The organism is Cupriavidus pauculus, from assembly GCF_022179805.1.
Classification (GTDB): domain Bacteria; phylum Pseudomonadota; class Gammaproteobacteria; order Burkholderiales; family Burkholderiaceae; genus Cupriavidus; species Cupriavidus pauculus_E.
This window is the reverse complement of sequence record NZ_BPUO01000001.1, coordinates 281,554-296,032: the sequence shown is the minus strand read 5'-3', so window position 1 is coordinate 296,032 and position 14,479 is coordinate 281,554. Positions and strand designations below refer to the sequence as shown.

At 63.7% G+C, this 14,479-nt stretch carries 12 protein-coding genes; 5 read left to right on the top strand and 7 right to left on the bottom strand.

Going from position 1 to position 14,479, the window contains the following annotated elements; translation table 11 throughout:
* Nucleotides 1–175 precede the first annotated feature (175 nt).
* The 5 genes from MFF62_RS01510 to MFF62_RS01490 all read right to left on the bottom strand — a co-directional run bounded on the left by MFF62_RS01510 (nucleotide 176) and on the right by MFF62_RS01490 (nucleotide 8,044).
* Complete coding sequence (locus tag MFF62_RS01510; RefSeq protein ID WP_238259162.1) at nucleotides 176–1,720, bottom strand: efflux transporter outer membrane subunit; 1,545 nt, start codon at nucleotides 1,718–1,720, stop codon at nucleotides 176–178.
* Between the two features lie 24 nt (nucleotides 1,721–1,744).
* Nucleotides 1,745–4,948 (bottom strand): efflux RND transporter permease subunit, encoded by a 3,204-nt coding sequence (locus MFF62_RS01505; RefSeq protein ID WP_238259161.1) that lies wholly within the window; start codon nucleotides 4,946–4,948, stop codon nucleotides 1,745–1,747.
* Between the two features lie 25 nt (nucleotides 4,949–4,973).
* On the bottom strand, nucleotides 4,974–6,158 hold the full coding sequence (locus MFF62_RS01500; protein ID WP_238259160.1) for an efflux RND transporter periplasmic adaptor subunit: 1,185 nt from the start codon (nucleotides 6,156–6,158) through the stop codon (nucleotides 4,974–4,976).
* A 229-nt stretch (nucleotides 6,159–6,387) separates the two neighbouring features.
* A complete protein-coding gene (locus MFF62_RS01495; protein WP_238259159.1) occupies nucleotides 6,388–7,380 on the bottom strand; it encodes a LysR family transcriptional regulator in 993 nt (330 codons plus the stop codon).
* A gap of 1 nt (nucleotide 7,381) precedes the next feature.
* On the bottom strand, nucleotides 7,382–8,044 hold the full coding sequence (locus MFF62_RS01490; RefSeq protein WP_238259158.1) for a gamma-glutamylcyclotransferase: 663 nt from the start codon (nucleotides 8,042–8,044) through the stop codon (nucleotides 7,382–7,384).
* Nucleotides 8,045–8,147: 103 nt separating this feature from the next.
* Here MFF62_RS01490 and MFF62_RS01485 point away from each other — a divergent pair, with 103 nt between their 5' ends.
* A complete protein-coding gene (locus MFF62_RS01485; protein ID WP_238260060.1) occupies nucleotides 8,148–9,059 on the top strand; it encodes a LysR family transcriptional regulator in 912 nt (303 codons plus the stop codon).
* A 27-nt stretch (nucleotides 9,060–9,086) separates the two neighbouring features.
* On the opposite strand, the gene MFF62_RS01480 is transcribed toward MFF62_RS01485, so the two are convergent.
* Nucleotides 9,087–9,731, bottom strand: coding sequence for a glutathione S-transferase family protein (locus MFF62_RS01480; RefSeq protein ID WP_238259157.1), 645 nt, complete (start codon nucleotides 9,729–9,731; stop codon nucleotides 9,087–9,089).
* A gap of 326 nt (nucleotides 9,732–10,057) precedes the next feature.
* On the opposite strand from MFF62_RS01480, the gene MFF62_RS01475 reads away from it, so the two are divergent.
* The 4 genes from MFF62_RS01475 to MFF62_RS01460 are packed head-to-tail and all read left to right on the top strand — an operon-like array spanning nucleotide 10,058 to nucleotide 13,872.
* The gene (locus MFF62_RS01475; RefSeq protein ID WP_238259156.1) at nucleotides 10,058–11,011 is read left to right on the top strand and encodes a Bug family tripartite tricarboxylate transporter substrate binding protein; all 954 of its coding nucleotides are present in this window, start codon (nucleotides 10,058–10,060) and stop codon (nucleotides 11,009–11,011) included.
* Nucleotides 11,011–12,153 carry a CaiB/BaiF CoA transferase family protein gene (locus MFF62_RS01470; RefSeq protein ID WP_238259155.1) on the top strand — a complete coding sequence of 381 codons (1,143 nt, stop codon included), beginning with the start codon at nucleotides 11,011–11,013 and terminating at the stop codon, nucleotides 12,151–12,153. Before MFF62_RS01475 ends, MFF62_RS01470 begins: the two co-directional genes overlap by 1 nt.
* A gap of 2 nt (nucleotides 12,154–12,155) precedes the next feature.
* Nucleotides 12,156–12,929, top strand: coding sequence for an enoyl-CoA hydratase (locus MFF62_RS01465; RefSeq protein ID WP_404990534.1), 774 nt, complete (start codon nucleotides 12,156–12,158; stop codon nucleotides 12,927–12,929).
* A 22-nt stretch (nucleotides 12,930–12,951) separates the two neighbouring features.
* Nucleotides 12,952–13,872 carry a LysR family transcriptional regulator gene (locus MFF62_RS01460; protein ID WP_238259153.1) on the top strand — a complete coding sequence of 307 codons (921 nt, stop codon included), beginning with the start codon at nucleotides 12,952–12,954 and terminating at the stop codon, nucleotides 13,870–13,872.
* 35 nt (nucleotides 13,873–13,907) lie between these two features.
* On the opposite strand, the gene MFF62_RS01455 is transcribed toward MFF62_RS01460, so the two are convergent.
* Nucleotides 13,908–14,288, bottom strand: coding sequence for a carboxymuconolactone decarboxylase family protein (locus MFF62_RS01455; protein WP_238259152.1), 381 nt, complete (start codon nucleotides 14,286–14,288; stop codon nucleotides 13,908–13,910).
* Nucleotides 14,289–14,479: the final 191 nt, after the last annotated feature.

The following is a 14,479-nucleotide window of genomic DNA, read 5'->3' as shown; positions in this document are numbered from 1 at the left end:
GTTACCTTGGCGTCGAGAGGTGTCGACGCATGGCAAGGGGGCGAATGATACCACTACCGGCGGTTCCCCGCTGGCGAGAGCCACGGCGGGACGCATTGGCGTTAGTAAAAGCGCCCAGGCATCGGACTCCCTCGGGGTGTGTCACCCAGGGGTCCGAGGCCGGGCGCGGTACGGACTAGCGTTGTGCGACGGATGCGTCGGACGGTGCGGGCGGGGTGCCCGTCGCACCATCCCAGCCACCGCCAAGGGCGCGGACGAGATTCACCGTGGCCGCCGCTTGTACGCTTTGCAGTTGCACCGCGCTTCGGCGCGTCTGCAGCGCGGTACGCTCGGCATCGATCACGTCCAGGTAGTTCACGGCGCCTTCCGTGTACTGGGTCCGCGAAATGGCGGCGGCGCGCGAGGCGGCTGCCACCGCATCGGACTGCGTGCGCGTCTGGCTTTCCAGGATGCGCATGTCGGACAGGCTGTCCTCCACCTCGCGGAATGCCGTCAGCACCTGCTGGCGATACTTGGCCACTTCCTCTTCGTGCCGTGCTCGGGCATTGGCCAGGTTGGCCGTGCGCCGGCCGCCATCGAAGATCGGAATATTCAGTGAAGTGCCGGCCAGAGGCCCCAGCAGGAATGCACGGCTGCTCCACTTGAAGAGGTCGCCAAGCGTGGCGGATTCAAAGCCACCGACACCGGTCAGGGTCAGCGACGGGAAGAATGCCGCCTTGGCGATGCCGATACGGGCGTTCGCAGCGGCCATGGCGCGCTCGGCGGCGGCGACGTCGGGGCGACGCTCCAGCAGCGAGGAGGGGAGGCCGGCAGGAATCCGCACGTTCACGGCCTGCAGCGGCATGGCCGGCATCGAGAACTCCGCCGGTGCCTTGCCAAGCAATACCGCGAGGCTGTGTTCCGACGTGGCGCGCAGGCGCTGTACGGTCATCGCGTCGGACTTTGCGGTCGCCAGTTCGGCGCGAGCGCGAGAGGCGTCCAGTTCGCTGATGTCGCCTTCGGCAAAGCGGCGCTCCACCAATTGCAGCGCTTCCTCGCGCAGCTTCACCGTGGTGGTGAAGACCTCGGATTCGGCGTCCAGGCCGCGCAGTGCGAAGTAGTTCTGGGCAACGTCGGCTTGTAGGGCGAGTTGCACCGAGCGGAACAGTGCGTCGCTCTGCTGGGCTTCGGCCTTCGATGCGTCGACGGTCGAGGCCACGCGTCCGAAGAGATCCACTTCATACGAAGCGCTGGCCTGTGCCCGCCATAGCGTCTGCTGCGGAATCGCGGTGCCGTCCGGTTGGAATTGGGAAGCGGCCGATGTCTGCTGACGGGTCGGGCCGAAGCCCGCGTCCAGCGTCGGGAACCAGCCCGCCTTGGCTGCTTGCACCATGGCACGCGCTTCCTTCAGGCGGGCGGCGGCGGCCTTGAGGTTCTGGTTGGCCTCCGCCGCCTGCTGCTCCAGTTCGTTGAGCTTCTGGTCGCCAAAGATCGTCCACCATTCACCGCGCGACAGCGCCTCGGACGGATTGGCGGTCTGCCAGCTACCTGCCTCTTCCTGCTTGAGTGCCGTCCGCGACCAGTCCGATGAGGCTTCCTTGAAGGCCACCGCTTGTCCGGGGGCTTCCGGCACCTCGTAGGTGGGTGCCAGCGAGCACCCAGCCAGGACGAGGAGGGAAGCCAGCAGCATCGAACCCTTTGCCAGCCATTGCGAGCCTGGCTTGAAAGTGATCTTGTTCATCATGTTTCTCCTAGCTTCCCGGGCTTACTCGGCCGACGGTGCGACAGGTGCTGCGCCATGCAGCGGTTGCGTGTGCGAGTGATGCTTGTCGAGAATCGGCTTGCCACCGGTCAGCTTGCGCAGTGCCACGTAGAACACCGGGGTCAGCATCAGGCCGAATAGCGTCACGCCCAGCATCCCGAAGAACACGGCGATGCCCATGGCACGCCGCATCTCGGCGCCTGCGCCCGTCGACATCACCAGCGGCACCACACCCATGATGAAGGCGATCGACGTCATCAGGATCGGGCGCAGACGCAGCCGGCTGGCCTCGATGGCAGCCTGGACGATGGTGCGACCCTGCATTTCCAGTTCGCGCGCAAACTCCACGATCAGGATGGCGTTCTTTGCGGACAACCCGACCAGAACCATCAAGCCGATCTGGGTGAAGATGTTGTTGTCACCACGGGTGATCCACACCCCCAACAGCGCCGACAGAATCGACATCGGCACGATCAGCAGGATGGCCAGCGGCAGCGTCAGGCTTTCGTACTGGGCGGCCAGCACCAGGAACACCAGCAGCACGCTGATCGGGAACACCCAGAACGCGGCGTTACCGGCCAGCACTTCCTGGTAGGTCAGGTCCGTCCACTCCATCTTGATGCCGCGCGGCAGGGTCTCGGCCGCGATGCGCTCGATCGCTGCCTTGGCCTGGCCCGACGAGTAGCCCGGTGCCGGGCCGCCGTTGATGTCGGCGGCGGTGAAACCGTTGTAGCGGACCACCATTTCCGGGCCGTAGGTCGGCGAGACCGTGACCAGCGACGACAGCGGCACCATTTCGCCTGCGGCGTTACGCGTCTTCAGTTGCAGGATGTCGGCAGCCGTCGCACGGAACTGCGAGTCGGCCTGGGCGCGTACCTGATAGACGCGGCCGAACTGGTTGAAGTCGTTCACGTACAGCGAGCCCAGATAGATCTGCATCGTGTCGAAGACGTCGGTAACGTTGACGCCGAGCTGCTTGGCCTTGGTGCGGTCCAGATCGACGTCGAGCTGCGGCACGTTAATCTGATAGCTCGAAAACATCGGGCCGAGTTCCGGCGCCTTCGACGCGGCCTTCATGAACGCTTGCGTCGCATCATTGAGCGCTTCGTAGCCCAGGGAGCCACGATCTTCCAGTTGCAGCTTGAAGCCGCCGAGCGTGCCCAGACCCTGCACCGGCGGAGGCGGGAAGGTACCCGTGACGGCATCCTTGATGGCTTCGGCGTACTTGGCGTTCAGCGCTGCGGCGATCTCGTTGGCCGATTCGCCCGGGCCGCGTTCCTTCGACGGCTTCAGCACCGGGAATATCAGGCCGCTGCTCGACGAGTTGCTGAAACCGTTGACCGACAGGCCAGGGAAGCCCGGCACACCAATCACGCCTGGCTGTTTAAGGGCGATCTCAGTCATCTTGCGCACGACTTCTTCGGTACGTTCGAGCGAGGAGCCCGGCGGAAGCTGGGCGATGCTGACCAGATAGTCCTTGTCCTGGGCGGGCACGAAGCCGCCGGGCACAACCTTGCCCATCAGGATGGCACCGGCCAGCAGCAGGCCGTAGATGACGAACATCACGGCCTTGCGCTGGATCGCGCCACCCACGCCCTTGCCATACGACTCGGAGCCGCGATTGAAGACCTTGTTGAAGCGTGCAAAGAATGGGCCGAGGATCTTGTCCATGCCGCGCGTCAGGGCGTCCTTCGGTGCGTGGTGATCACGCAGCAGCAGGGCAGCCAGCGCGGGCGACAGCGTCAGCGAGTTGAACGCCGAGATCACCGTCGAGATGGCGATGGTCATGGCGAACTGCTGGTAGAACTGGCCGGTCAAGCCCTTCATGAACGCCAGCGGCACGAACACGGCGACGAGCGTCAGCGCAATCGCGACAATCGGGCCGCTCACTTCCTGCATGGCCTTGTAGGTTGCCTCCCGGGGCGTCAGCCCTTCGGAGATGTTCCGTTCGACGTTCTCGACCACCACGATGGCATCGTCCACCACGATACCGATGGCAAGCACCAGCCCGAATAGCGAGAGCGCGTTGATGGTGAAGCCAAAGCCGAGCAGCAGGGCGAACGTACCGATGATCGACACCGGCACGGCCAGCAGCGGGATCAGCGAAGCGCGCCAGGTTTGCAGGAACAAGATCACCACCAGCACCACCAGTGCAATGGCTTCGAACAGCGTGTGAACGACGGCGTCGATGCTTTCCTTCACGAAGCGCGTCGGGTCGTAGATGATCTGCGCTTGCACGTCCTCCGGCATGTCCTTCTGCAACTCGGCCATGATGGCGCGCACGTCATCGGAGATTTGCAGCGAGTTGGCGTTCGGCTGCTGGAAGATGATGATCTGGACGGCTTCCTTGTTGCTGAGCATCGCGCGCAGCGCAAACTCGGCGGAAGACAGTTCGATACGGGCAACATCGGACAGATGCACCACGCCACCGTCCGGATTCGTCCTGAGGATGATGTTGCGGAACTGCTCCTCGCTCTTGAGGCGCCCCTGGGCATTGATCGAGAGTTGCATCGGGATGTTGGTCGCCATTGGCGCACCACCCACGATACCGGCCGCAACCTGCACGTTCTGCTCGCGGATGGCCTTGACCACATCGCTTGCCGTCATGTTCTGACGCGCAACCTTCTGCGGATCAAGCCACACGCGCATCGAGTAGTCGCCGGCACCCCACAGCACCACCTCACCGACGCCAGGCACGCGGGCGAGCCGGTCCTTGACGTTGATGAGCGCGTAGTTGCGCAGGTAGGTCAGGTCGTACTTGCCTTTCGGCGAGACGAGGTTGACACCCATGGTCAGCGTCGGCGACGACTTGACGGTTGTCACGCCAAGACGCTGCACATCCTCGGGAAGACGCGGCAGGGCCTGGTTCACGCGGTTCTGGACGAGCTGTGCGGCCTTGTCCGGATCGGTGCCAAGCTTGAACGTGACCGTGGTGGTCATGTTGCCGTCGCTGTTGGCCTGGGACTGCATGTACAGCATGTCCTCGACGCCGTTGATCTTCTCCTCGATGGGAGAGGCCACCGTCTCGGCGATGACCTTGGGGTTTGCGCCGGGATACTGCGCGCGGACCATGACCGACGGGGGCACGACTTCCGGGTACTCGGCGGTGGGAAGCTGCACCAGCGCGATGATGCCGGCCAGCAAGACCACCACCGAGAGCACGCCCGCGAAGATCGGGCGGTCGATGAAGAATTTGGAGATATTCATGATGAACTCCGGGAACGGGGCCTGATCATGCCGCCGGCTTGCTCACGCGTGCAGCGTCAACCATGTTGACCGGATGCGGCTTCACCGCGTCGTTGGGGCGTACGCGCTGCATGCCGCTGACAACGATCTGGTCACCTGCCTGCAGGCCGTTTTCGACAATGCGCAGGCCGTCATGGAGATTGCCGATCTTGACTTCGCGGTACTGGACGCGGTTGTCCTTGCCCACCACCAGGACGTACTTCTTGGCCTGATCGGTGCTCACCGAAGCGTCGTAGATCATGACGGCGTCGCGTGCCTGGCCACCGCCCACCTTGACGCGGGCGAACAGTCCAGGGACCAAGGCGCCGTCGGCATTGTCGAAGCGCGCACGCACGCGGATCGTGCCGGAGGTGACATCCAGGCGGTTGTCCACCGAGACGATGGCGCCGGTGCGCAAATAGCCGGCCTCGTCGGCCAGGCCCAATTCAACGGGTACTTCCTTCTTGCCAGTGCTGCGCAGGTACCGCAGGTAGGTCTGTTCGTCGACCTCGAACGACGCGTACATGGGCGACACGGAGACCACCGTGGTGAGCAGCGGCGCGCTGGCGCCAGTCGAGACGATGTTGCCGACCGTGAGTTCGGCACGCGAAACGCGCCCCGCAACGGGGGCCGCGACATCCGTGTACGACAGGTTCACGCGTGCGGCGTCGAGTGCGGCGCGCGCGGCCTTCACGCTGGCACTGGCTTCGCGGGAGGCATTCTGTTTCTCGTCGTAGTCGCGCTTGGCGATGGCGTTGCTGCCGATCAGACGGTCCGCGCGGGCGGCGTCGCTCGACGCATAGGCAGCGCGTGCTTCGGCGGCAGCCAGTTGCGCGGCGGCGCGATCGACTTCAGCCTGATACGGACGCGGATCGATCGTGAACAGCGACTCGCCCTTCTTGACGAGCTGACCGTCCTTGAAATGCACGGCGACGATCTTTCCGGGCACGAGCGGACGGATATCGACCTTGTCGATGGCTTCGAGCCGGCCCGAATAGCTTTGCCATTCGGTGATCTGCTGCGCGACCACGGTAGCAACATCGACGTCGGCGGCCGGGGGTGTATTGCCGTCGGCTTGCGCACTGGCGACGGGGCTGGCTTCAATGCCGAAATGGTGAGTGGCTGCGCCGATGGCACCCAGGACGAACAGCGTACCCAGTGCGACGGAAAGCCTCTTGCGGTTGGCGTTCATGTCAAAAGCTCCAATCAATTGTTCACAGAGTCAGGGGCGAACAGTTCTGTCTGGCTCGCCGTTGAAAGCAGTATGGTTGTCATTGTTTTGGGGATAAAGATCGAGAATGTGGTTTGACTGTGTCCGTGTTGGAGACAATTGGCGCTGCGCAGGGGCGTAGGGATGCGGTCGGGGATTTGGGGGCGTCGGTTACAGGGGGACGGGAAAAATCGGCGCGACCGCGCGCGATTCACGCGGCAATCGATTCAACTGGATTCGCGCTGTGCTGGATTCTTGCCTTGCCGCCCTTGGCGTTTCCTGTCGCGTTGCCGTCGCTCGTTTGCACCGATGGGCAGCGCGCAAACAGCTCGGCTGTCCAGTCGACGAACGCGCGCACTTGTGGAGACAGGTGCCGGTTTTGCGGGTAGACGACGGAGATGGGCAGGGGCGCGGGCCGATACGCCGGCAGTACCTCGACAAGCGTGCCGGCGTCCAGGAACGGCTGGGCAATGACGCGGGACACTTGAATCAGGCCAAGGCCCATGACGCCGCACTGCAGGTGCGCATCGCCATCGTTTGCCGACAGCCGGGAGTTCGCATGGACATTGACGACTTTGCCGTCCACGCTGAAGTTGAGGTTCACGACGCGTCCCGTCCGCGTGGAAACGAAGTTCACGGCGAGATGATCCCGGAGCGAATCAAGGGTCATCGGCGTGCCATGCCGCGCCAGATAGGCGGGGCTGGCCGCGGTGAGCAGTTGAAACACGCCAAGCCGGCGGGCGACCATCGTCGAGTCATCCAGCTCGCCGATGCGGATCACGCAATCGATACCTTCCTGAACCAGGTCGACCAGCCGGTCGCCAAAGCCCAGGGTCAGGTCGATGTCGGGGTAGCGGGCATGGAAGTCATTCAGTGCCGGGACGACGATGAACTTGCCGAGCGAGCCCGACATGTCGACCCGCAGCCTGCCGCGAGGGGCGCGCGTAATGGCGGCGAACTCGGCCTCCGCGGCATCGACGTCGGCAAGAATGCGCACGCATTTCTCGTAGTAGGCGGCGCCTTCTGACGTCACGCTGAGGCTTCGGGTGGTGCGATTCAGCAATCGCACGCGCAGGTATGCCTCCAGTTCCTGGATCACCCGCGTGACGGATCCGCGCGGCATGCCGAGCGTGTCGGCGGCGCGCGAGAAGCTGTCGGTATCCACGACGCGCGTGAATACCTGCATCGCATGGAACTTGTCCATGTCACGCCTCCGCACGCAGGCGCCGCAGTTCGGCGGCCAGGGCATCGATGTACGGATCGCGCAGGCCACACTCGTGCAATGCCGCTTCGAGCTGGAAGACGTAGTCGGCATTGCTGCCAAAGGAACCGTGAGCCCGGTGAATGACCGGCGCCACGGTCGCGACCGACGTATCGCGCTCGAACAGGGGGCGAGTGGGATCGACGACGAACGCAATAGCTTGCGTTTGCGTTCCATTGCCGAAGGTGACTCTTGCCCACGTCGGCCGATATGCGCCACCAACCATCTCGCGCCGCCAGACCATCCGCAGTTCATCGTCGCGATGTGATGGCGCCAGACGCAGCGCAACGCCTTGCGTCGATCCGCCGGGTTCGAGGCCGAGCATCCGGCCGGGGCGTTCCGCACTGCCGCGACCCGCGATGCTCCGCAAGGCAAAGCTGCGGTGCCAGCCGTGCAGGGTAGCGAAGGCGCGACGGTCGAAATCGAGCAATGGGTTCCACATCAGCGACCCATACCCAAAGATCCAGAGGTCGTCATCGCTGTCGGGGCGAGCCGAAAGGGTACCGGCGAGCGAGGCATCGATCAGGTCCTGGGACCACCGGTGTTCGACCGGTAGTTCCAGCGCGTCGAGATAGTGGCCGGACTGGAGAGATTCTCTTGTCAACATGGGGTTGCGGGGCGGAATAACTTGGTGGTGACACCATTGTGGTTGCTGCAACGTGGCTGATAAACTGCCCAAATTGATTTTCTTTGTCGCAGCAGGGGACACAATGGTCGAGCGTGTTGAGGCGCAGGTTCAGGACATCGAGTCATTTCTTGCGGTGGCCAAGACCGGCAGTTTTACGCGCGCCGCCGAAGCGCTTGGCACCAGCAAATCCAATGTGGGCAAGGCGGTGCAGCGCCTGGAGAAGCGTCTGGGCACGCGTCTGTTCCAGCGCACTACGCGTGCGGTACGGCTGACCGAGGACGGTGAAACCTACATGCTTGCCGCGCAGGCCGCGCTTGAAGGGCTGCGCGAAGCCGAGCAGGCGCTGGCCGCGCGCCGGGCCGAGCCGATAGGCCGGGTTCGCCTGGACGTACCGGCCGGCTTTGGTCGATTGCTGCTGCCTTATCTTGCGGCGCTGCACCGCCGCTATCCGAAAGTCACGCTGGATATGGCGCTGACGGATCGCATGTCCGATCCCGTCGCCGAAGGCTGGGACATCGTCGTGCGTATTGGCGAATTGCCTGCCGAAGGCGATATGACAGTGCGCAAGCTGTGCGACCTGCGCAATGGGCTGTACGCATCGCCCGAGTACCTGCAGCGCAAGGGCGCCATTCATACCATTGCCGATCTGGGCAACCATGACGCCGTCATCTTTCGAGGGCCGACCGGCCGTCACCGCCCCTGGACCGTTTCAGACAACGGGCACAACCGGGACATCGTCATGGAGCCGGTGCTTGTGCTCGCCGATGGCCAGGCGCTTGTCGACGCCGCCATCAGCGGATTCGGCATCGCACAGATCTACGACCTCGTGGCGAATCCACACGTTGCAGCGGGGCGGCTGGTACACATCCTGCCGGGTGCCGACGTCGACGGCCCGCCGGTGCACGCCATCATTCCAGTCGGGCGGCGCATGGCCGCCAAGACGCGCGCCGTCCTGAATCACCTGGCAGACAGCCTGCGCGAAGAGGGAGCCTGACGCTAGTCCGTCAGGCCACCTGCAAGATCAGGCTGCTGCCTTCACTGCGTCGTGCCGGGCGACCATCTCGGCTTCGTCCTTGAGTGCCTTCTTCACCGAGACGCGCGCTTCGATGCGAGCGATGTAGTCGAACAGATTCTTCAGATGCGTGATCGGGGCACCCGAGCGCTCATGCCAGAGCGTGGCCCAGACGTACGCATCGGCCACCGTGAACTTGTCACCGGTCAGGTAGGCACGGCCATCGGCCAGTTGTGCGTCCAGCTTCGCGTAGGCGGTCACCAGCTTGTTGCGGGTCCACTCGGCGCCGGCTTCGGTCTGCAGCTTGCGCATCAGGGGGATGTGCTTCTGCGCGATTTCCGTGGCCAGGAACGTCAGCAGCTGATCGAACTTCACGCGCTGCAGCGTGCCGTGCGGCGGGATCAGGCCGGCAGCCAGATGCTGGTCAGCCAGGTACGACGTGATGATCGTCGTCTCGGTCAGATGCGTCTGTTCCTCGTCATCAAGGACCAGCACCGGCACGTAGGCGAGCGGATTGACCTGGCTGAAGTCGTCGTTGGCGGACGTGCTCTTGCCGAAGACGTCGTAGTGCACCAGTTCCGGTTCCAGACCCAGTTCGTTGGCAATGACCTGAACGGCGAGCGAGCAAGTGGCGTGGGCGATGTAGAGCTTCATGGCGGAGTTCCTGTGGGTTGAATGATCGGGTGCGTCTGGCCTGTCTGGGGTTTGGGCGTCGGCATCACGGTTCCCACTGTACTAACGGCGAATGAGGCGATAAAGGTGCGAAATGGAGTCGCACTGTATCTTTAATGGATACAAAATCCGCGTGCTTCAGCAGCGGGCAGCAGCGGGCAGCAGCGGGCAGCAGCGTGTGCGTCAACCCGGCCTCCCGACCATTCGGATGCATATATTCCAGAGCCGGATAAATATATGAACACAATTCGCTTGTTGTGATGAATGGTCAGGCGCGATGATCGGGTCATTAGACGAGGAGACAGCCAATGAAGACCCTGATTGCCGCAGTTGTGACCATGTCGGTCATGGCGCCGAGCGCCTTTGCACAAGGCGACGCCTACCCGAACCGTCCGATCAAGCTGGTTGTCCCGTTCACCGCGGGTAGCGCTTCGGATACCGCGGCGCGGATCGTCGCAGAGGAAGTGCGCAGCTCGCTCGGGACCATTGTCGTGGACAACCGTCCGGGTGCGAACGGGATTATCGGGTCCAGCTACGTGGCAAAGTCGCCCGCCGACGGATACACATTCCTGCTGACCAGCAGCGCCACGCATTCCGGCATCGAGGCCCTGTACAAGCGGCCTGGCTACGATCCCATCAAGGACTTCGTGCATATCTCGCGCATCGCCACCATCCCGATGGTGCTGGTGACCCGTCCGGACGCGCCGTACAAGTCAGCCACCGAGATGTCGGCCTACGGCAAGAAGAGCGCGCTGCGCTATGGCTACGGCAGCGGATCGGCGCAGATTGCCGCGGCGACGTACTCGCAAATGGCGAACGTGCCGGCCGATGCCATTCCCTACAAGAGCCAGCCGCCCGCCGTGACAGACCTGCTCGGCAGCCAGATCGACTTCATGGTGGCCGATACGTCGGTGGTGATGAGCTTCCTGCATGGCGGCAAGCTCAACGGCCTGGCCATCACGAGCCCGAAACGGCTGCCGGAGCTGCCGAATGTGCCGACGATGGCCGAAGCCGGCTACAAGGATTTCGACCTGGTCGTCTGGGTGGGTCTGGCGGCGCCTGCCGGCACGCCGGCGGCGATCGTCGAGCGATGGAACAAGGAGGTCAACGAGGCCGTTGTGCGTCCGGCTGTGGTGGAGAAGCTCGCCAAGCTGGGCATGGTCGCCGCGCCGGCGAGCACGCGGGATTTTGCATCGTTCACCGTGGCGCAGCGTGGCATCTGGACATCTCGCGCGGCCAAGGCCGGTGTGGAGCAGCAGTGATGCATCAGGTTAAGCAGAGTGCCGGACCTCTGACTGGTATTCGCGTGCTGGACCTGACCTCGGTGATCATGGGGCCGGTTTGCACGCAGATCCTGGCCGACTACGGTGCCACCGTCGTGAAGATCGAGCCGCCGGAAGGCGACGTCATGCGTCACGCTGGCGCCAAGCGCCAGGCCGGCATGGGGGCGATGTTCCTGCATGCCAATCAGGGCAAGCAGTCGGTCGTGCTCGACCTCAAGGCCGAAGCGGACATCGCGCGATTGCGAGACATGCTGCCGTCATTTGACGTGCTGGTCCATAACGTACGGCCGCAGGCCATGCGTCGCCTGGGACTGGACGATGCAACGGTACGGGCGCTGCATCCGAAGCTTGTGTACGTGGAACTGACTGGCTACGCCGAGGGCGGGCCGATGCACGGTCGCGCGGCCTATGACGATGTCATCCAGGCGCAGACCGGGCTGGCGGAACTCTTCGCACGGCAGACCGGCGGCGCGCCGCAATACGTTCCCACGCTGATCGCCGATCGCGTAACGGGTCTTACGGCGGCGCACGCCGTCATCGCCGCGCTGTTCGGTCGTCAGCATACGGGACAAGGCGAGACGATTCGTGTGTCGATGTACGAGACGATTGCCGCGTTCGTTCTGGGTGATCACCTGGGCGGCGCGTCGTTCGAGCCTGCTGGTGGCCCCATGGGCTACAGCCGGTTGCTCACGCCACATCGCAAGCCGTATCGGACACGCGACGGCTATATCGCTGCCGTGGTCTACAACGACAAGCACTGGCGCGCGTTCTTCGAAGCCATCGATGACCTTGGCACCTTCGAAGCCGACGCGAGATTCCAGACCGCTGCTGCTCGCGCGGACAACTACGACACGATCTACGGATTTCTCTCCGACGTCATGGCAACGCGCACCACGGAACAATGGATCGCCTTGCTGGAGCGCGCCGATATTCCTCACGCCCGGGTCAATCGCGTGGAAGACCTGGTCGACGATGCGCAACTGCGCGCCGTCGGCTTCTTCGACGAGCACGACTACGGCGACGCCGGTCAGCGTCGGATCGCCGCGCGATTCCGCTCGCCGGCTGCCACCCACGACACGCCGCCCGCGCCGAAGCTGGGTGATACCACACAAGGACAATGACCATGGACGCACCGAAACATCTGACGCTGGACGTGTCGGAGCAGGGTGTTGCAACGCTGACGATCGCGAACGGCACCAGCCTCAATATCCTGGATTCCGACACCATCGTCGAATTCACCACCACGCTGCGACGTCTGGCGCGGCGTGAGGACGTGAGGGTGCTCGTGTTGCGCGGCACCGGAGACAAGGCGTTCATCGGCGGCGCGAACATCAAGGAACTGGCGCGGCTCGACCCGGAGACGGCAGTGGCGTTCATCACCCGCCTGCACGATCTTTGCGAGGCGGTGCGTGATTTTCCGGTGCCGACCATTGCGCGCCTGTCGGGCTGGTGCATGGGCGGCGGGATGGAATTTGCTGCCGCCTGCGACATTCGCATCGCGGACGCGCACGCCAATTTCGCGATGCCGGAAGTCCGGATCGGCATTCCTTCTGTCATCCACGCCAACATCCTGCAACGGCTGATCGGCGAGGGGAACACGCGCTGGATGTTGCTGACTGGCGCCGCCATCAACGCCGAGCGGGCGCACCAATGGGGCTTTGTGCACGAGGTGGTGGCAAACAGCGCGCTGGATGATGCCGTGGCGCACACGGTGTCGGAGATCCTCGATTGCGGCCCGCAGGCCGTGCGCGCGCAGAAGGCATTGCTGCGTGCCTGGGAGGACCCATCCATCGAACGTGGCCTGAAGCACAGCATTGCCGTGTTCGGCGAATGCTATGCGGGTGCGGAGCCCGATGCCTACATGACGCGGTTCCTGGAGCGCAAGAAGCAGCGGTGATGCGACGGCGGCGCGGTGCGGTATGATCGGCCGCTCCGCCATGCCTGTACCGCCCATGAACTTCACGCTCCGGGAGTTTCGTGTTTTCCGCGTCGTCTACGAGCTGCGCAGCTTCAGCGGGGCGTCGCAGGCCATCCACATGACGCAGTCGGCGGTCAGCAAGGTATGCCAGGAGATGGAGTCGAAGGTGGGGCAACGGCTGTTCGAGCGCTCCACCCGAAAGGTCATTCCCACGCAGCTGGCCGACCAGCTCTACGCGCACGTCTGCGAAGTGCTGGGGACCATGGATGCCGCCGAACGGAGCGTGCGGAGCCTGCTGAACCTGGAAGCCGGCGAGGTCAGCGTGGCCGCGTCGCCGATGCTTTGCGTGGGGATACTGCGCAGGCCGGTCGCTGCGTTTCATGAAGCCCATCCCGCCATTCGTATCGGCCTGCACGAGTTGTCCACCGACGATACGATCGACTACGTGGTCAACGGCAGAGCCGACTTCGGCCTGGCATCGATCGAGGAAGCCCACCCCAAGCTGTCGATCGAGCCGCTCTATAACGAGCGGATGTTCGTGGTCTGCGCCGCCGACCACCCGATGGCACGCAAGCGCGCGGTAAGCTGGGAACAGCTTGCCACGCACCCGCAAATCTCGTTGCACGGAACCTTCAGCACCCGCAGAACCATCGACCGCGTCTTTGCCTCGCGGGGTTTGACCTATACCAGTGCGATAGAAGTGGGCACCGTGCTGTCGGCCATCAGCTTCGCCAAAGCCGGCCTTGGCGTGACGGTGCTGCCGGGCTATGTCACCGAGTTCGTGGGTGAGCTTGGCCTCGTCGCCAAGCCCTTGCCTGCGGAGGGCGTCGAACATCCCATCGCGCTCATCACGCGATACAACGCGATGCTGTCGGCGCCGGCGACGGTGCTGATCGATAGCGTGCGGCGATCGGTGGGCTGATTTCCGGCGCCTGTTGCGTCAGCGGGCCATACCGCTCAGCTTGCGTCGAGTTCAGCGAACAACAGCTTGGCAACGCGCGTGGCTTCGCTGCCTGCGGGGATGCCGCAGTACATCGCTGCCTGCAGGAACACTTCGCCGATCTCGGCACGCGTGACGCCGTTGTTCAGCGCTGCGCGGATATGCGTCTTCAGTTCGCCAGTACGGCCCTGGGCCGTCAGGATCGACAGCACGCCAATGCTGCGCGCGCGGCGATCCAGCCCCGGACGATTCCAGATGTCACCCCACAGGTTCTTGATGGCGAATTCGCGCATCGGCTCGCTGAAGGCGTCGGTGCCCTTCGTCGAGGCAACGACGTATTCCTCGCCCAATACTTCACGGCGAATCTGCTCACCCTTGTCAAACAGTTCCTTGCTCATGCTTTGCTCCCTTTGCATTGGATGTCGCGGTGGCGGTTGCCAGCCGATGCGGCAAAGTCTGGAGCGGGGCGCTGTAGAAGAAAAGATGCCTGCATAGTTCTCATGTTCACGAAAAGTGATTGCAGGGTAGGGGGAACCCGCGTGAGAACAAGAAGTGAACATGAGAACAGAAATTGCATCTTCTGCAGGAC

What these genes read in the sequence shown, in the direction of transcription:
- MFF62_RS01470 (WP_238259155.1), top strand. Translation starts at nt 11,011, where the DNA reads ATGCATCAGGTTAAGCAGAGTGCCGGACCTCTGACTGGTATTCGCGTG.
- MFF62_RS01510 (WP_238259162.1), bottom strand. Translation starts at nt 1,720, where the DNA reads ATGAACAAGATCACTTTCAAGCCAGGCTCGCAATGGCTGGCAAAGGGT.
- MFF62_RS01505 (WP_238259161.1), bottom strand. Translation starts at nt 4,948, where the DNA reads ATGAATATCTCCAAATTCTTCATCGACCGCCCGATCTTCGCGGGCGTG.
- MFF62_RS01455 (WP_238259152.1), bottom strand. Translation starts at nt 14,288, where the DNA reads ATGAGCAAGGAACTGTTTGACAAGGGTGAGCAGATTCGCCGTGAAGTA.
- MFF62_RS01495 (WP_238259159.1), bottom strand. Translation starts at nt 7,380, where the DNA reads ATGGACAAGTTCCATGCGATGCAGGTATTCACGCGCGTCGTGGATACC.
- MFF62_RS01475 (WP_238259156.1), top strand. Translation starts at nt 10,058, where the DNA reads ATGAAGACCCTGATTGCCGCAGTTGTGACCATGTCGGTCATGGCGCCG.
- MFF62_RS01490 (WP_238259158.1), bottom strand. Translation starts at nt 8,044, where the DNA reads ATGTTGACAAGAGAATCTCTCCAGTCCGGCCACTATCTCGACGCGCTG.
- MFF62_RS01465 (WP_404990534.1), top strand. Translation starts at nt 12,156, where the DNA reads ATGGACGCACCGAAACATCTGACGCTGGACGTGTCGGAGCAGGGTGTT.
- MFF62_RS01460 (WP_238259153.1), top strand. Translation starts at nt 12,952, where the DNA reads ATGATCGGCCGCTCCGCCATGCCTGTACCGCCCATGAACTTCACGCTC.
- MFF62_RS01485 (WP_238260060.1), top strand. Translation starts at nt 8,148, where the DNA reads ATGGTCGAGCGTGTTGAGGCGCAGGTTCAGGACATCGAGTCATTTCTT.
- MFF62_RS01500 (WP_238259160.1), bottom strand. Translation starts at nt 6,158, where the DNA reads ATGAACGCCAACCGCAAGAGGCTTTCCGTCGCACTGGGTACGCTGTTC.
- MFF62_RS01480 (WP_238259157.1), bottom strand. Translation starts at nt 9,731, where the DNA reads ATGAAGCTCTACATCGCCCACGCCACTTGCTCGCTCGCCGTTCAGGTC.